The sequence below is a fragment of the Streptomyces sp. NPDC050743 genome (genome assembly GCF_044456925.1).
Lineage (GTDB): Bacteria > Actinomycetota > Actinomycetes > Streptomycetales > Streptomycetaceae > Streptomyces.
Genome location: NZ_JBITGJ010000276.1, coordinates 1 through 2,730, shown reverse-complemented (window position 1 = coordinate 2,730; position 2,730 = coordinate 1). Strand labels below are relative to the sequence as shown.

At 64.7% G+C, this 2,730-nt stretch carries 3 protein-coding genes; 2 read left to right on the top strand and 1 reads right to left on the bottom strand.

What is annotated here, in order from left to right; all coding sequences use genetic code 11:
- Positions 1–224 precede the first annotated feature (224 nt).
- Complete coding sequence (locus ACIBJF_RS52880) at positions 225–398, bottom strand: hypothetical protein (RefSeq protein WP_366488794.1); 174 nt, start codon at positions 396–398, stop codon at positions 225–227.
- Between the two features lie 216 nt (positions 399–614).
- On the opposite strand from ACIBJF_RS52880, the gene ACIBJF_RS52875 reads away from it, so the two are divergent.
- Both ACIBJF_RS52875 and phoU read left to right on the top strand, forming a co-directional pair.
- Positions 615–893: a hypothetical protein gene (locus ACIBJF_RS52875; RefSeq protein ID WP_399185036.1), complete on the top strand. Its 279-nt coding sequence runs from the start codon at positions 615–617 to the stop codon at positions 891–893.
- Positions 894–1,984: 1,091 nt separating this feature from the next.
- Positions 1,985–2,650 (top strand): phosphate signaling complex protein PhoU, encoded by a 666-nt coding sequence (gene phoU / locus ACIBJF_RS52870; RefSeq protein WP_399185035.1) that lies wholly within the window; start codon positions 1,985–1,987, stop codon positions 2,648–2,650.
- Positions 2,651–2,730 lie beyond the last annotated feature (80 nt).

Here is a 2,730-nt window from a genome sequence, read left to right as displayed (position 1 = left end):
CAGCCACTTTGGCGCGAGCCTCGAAGATCATGGCCCCAACGTCGTGCTTTACCGGGCAGGTCCACAGACTGCCCGACGCGCCGGAAGCTTACGGGCCATGATCACTCGCGCCAAAGCAGCTCCAGGCCAAAGTCGCTCCGCCGACCGCTCTGTCTGGTGCGACCCGCACATGGACAAGAAGTTGTTGATCCAGAATGCATGCATGGACCTCACACCCCCTGAAATCAGCTGCTGTCGTGGGACTCATGTTCAGTGGGGGACTGGCAGGCCTGGCACAGTTCGTGCCGCCCCTGGAAAGTGATCACGCTTCCCCAGCCGTTGCACACCTCGCAGTCGGCAGCCAAAGCGGCATTGGCGCGGGGGTTGGACTCGGGAGCGGCCATCGTTCCGTAGGTCATTGAGATTCTCCTGGCGTCGGGACTGTCCCGGTGGTACACCCCTTGGCTCCACAATGCCCAGTTTATTCCGTTTCATGTCCATTTGCGCCCGTTTATGTAGATTTTATGACCGTTTTGCCTGTAGTGGCAGGCGGACTCGCCTGCGGCCGGGGAATCGATCCCTGAGCGGTGCCGTGGCGGGGTGGTCGGCCGACCGGTCGAGGGGGGCGTGGCAAGGTGCAGCTGTCGGCAGAGCACTCGACCTTGGCGGCGACCGCGTTCACCTGTCACGATCAAGCCGTGGTCAACCTTTCGAAGATCGCGAGGCAGGCAGACATCCTCCTCGACCTGATGGGCGTGGCGGTCGGTTCACTACTGCTGGTGATCGGTATCGAGACCTACCGTGACGGCGGGTCAGTGGGCTGGCCCATCGCCGGATCAGTGCTGTTCTTGATCAACCTCTGGGTAGCCTGCCGTCGATTCGCCCGGCGCAGGAAGCCGACTCTGTCGTCGTAGCCGCACACAGCCAGCCACCGTGCCCCATGCGTGCCCGATAGGGCGGCGACCGACGGGGAACAGCGGGGAACCACGGCGCGCAGCCCAGGAACGCGCAGGTCAGCTTTTTGCCAGCTCAGGCGGGATCCACATACGCGATCGTCCAAGTTGGCGACATGGCGCGAAGTCCAGGGTGGTCTGTCGCACCCGGACAGCTGAGCAGGAGAAGCGAGGGGGACTGTGGTCGGTGGTACGTCGAGTGCATGATGATCCAATGACTTCTTGGCTGAGCACCCGGAGCACATGGTTGCTCGTACTGCTCTTGTGGGCGATCACGCTGACAGCCGCCTTGATCGGAATTGCGTTCGATCGGGCCTTCCTTGAGCACCCCCCTCTAAGGCCCTTCGCCTCTCACCTCCCTATGACTGTGGGCGGCACTTTCTGCGTCGCCGTCGCCGGCGCCGGGGGGTTGCGTCGTAGACGACGGCGGCAGGACCGATGAGGTAGAGCCGGTTGCCGTACAGCAGCGAAGTACAGCAACCGCCGCGACCGCAGCCGACCAATGTCAACCGCCAGCGAACGTCTGATCAGCCGGGCAGACCTCAGCAGCCGTCGCGCCCGTAGTTCGCATCGAGGGGCAGCCAGCCGACCGACGCCTTGACGCGGCCATTGAGACTCCACCGACCTCGGGAAGCCGGACGCGATCGGGTTTACTCCGAATGGGTGCCGCCCCTAATCTGCATAAAAGCCCCATAAGCCTCATATCACCTTGTGGATCACTGAGGAGGGCCCCTCATGGCCCATGCAGCCCACGCCGCTCCTCGGCCTTTGCCTCGCGCCAACCCGGTCCTGGCCCGCGGCTGCGAAGTGTGTCTGGGGTGGGGGGTGATTCACCGATGAGGGGCAGCACCAACTGTGCCCGGCTTGCCAGACAGGCGCACGCGAGGCCGGGCCGATTGCAGATGAGCCGCCTACACACGGGCACTCTTGACCACTGCCTGTCCAGTGGTGACGTCGCTGGCTGCAAGCGACCGGTGCACCGTGCGTGATGTGCGAGCCTTGGCAGCGAGCTAGGGCCGGCACACACAACCGCGACTGGACGGGAGGACGCGATGCGGCAGGCCTACCACGAGGAGCTGGCGTCGATCAGCGAGGGCCTGGTGGAGATGGCGAACATGGTCGGCGCGGCCATGGGTATGGCCACGACCGCTCTCCTGGACGCCGATCTGCAGCTTGCCGAGAGTGTGATCTCAGGCAACGCGAAGGTTGATGACCTCCAGCGTGACTTGGAAGACCGGGCGATTGCGGTTCTGGCGCGACAGCAGCCGGTTGCCAGGGACCTGCGGGTGTTGGTCACCTCGCTGCGCATGAGCGCGGACCTGGAGCGCTGTGGTGTCCTGGCCCAGCACGTGGCCAAGCTGGCCCGGATGCGCTTCCCCGAGAACGCGGTGCCGTGCGATCTGCGCCGCACGATCTTGGAGATGGGTCAGCTCGCGCAGCGCCTGATGGCGCAGGCCGCCGAGGTACTCATCACCCACGACGTCGATGCAGCCCTCCAGCTGGAGAAGAACGACGACCGTATGGACGAACTGCACCGCACCATCTTCCAGCACCTGATGGATGAGCGGTGGCATCACGGTGTGGCGACGGCCGTGGATGTCACGCTGGTCGGCCGCTACTACGAACGGTTCGCCGACCATGCGGTAGCGGTCGCTCAGCGCGTGGTCTACCTGGTCACCGGCGAGCGTGCAGACGAACTGCCCCTAGAAGGCTGCTGAAAATCTTGTTTGAGGGGCTGCTCGGCTGTGGGCCGGGCGGCCCTTTCGCTATGCGGTGGCCGGGGTGAGGTGCCAGCTGC

Bases quoted from the DNA above. Each gene is read 5' to 3' on its own strand.
- ACIBJF_RS52880 (WP_366488794.1), bottom strand. From the start codon at position 398: ATGACCTACGGAACGATGGCCGCTCCCGAGTCCAACCCCCGCGCCAAT.
- phoU (WP_399185035.1), top strand. From the start codon at position 1,985: ATGCGGCAGGCCTACCACGAGGAGCTGGCGTCGATCAGCGAGGGCCTG.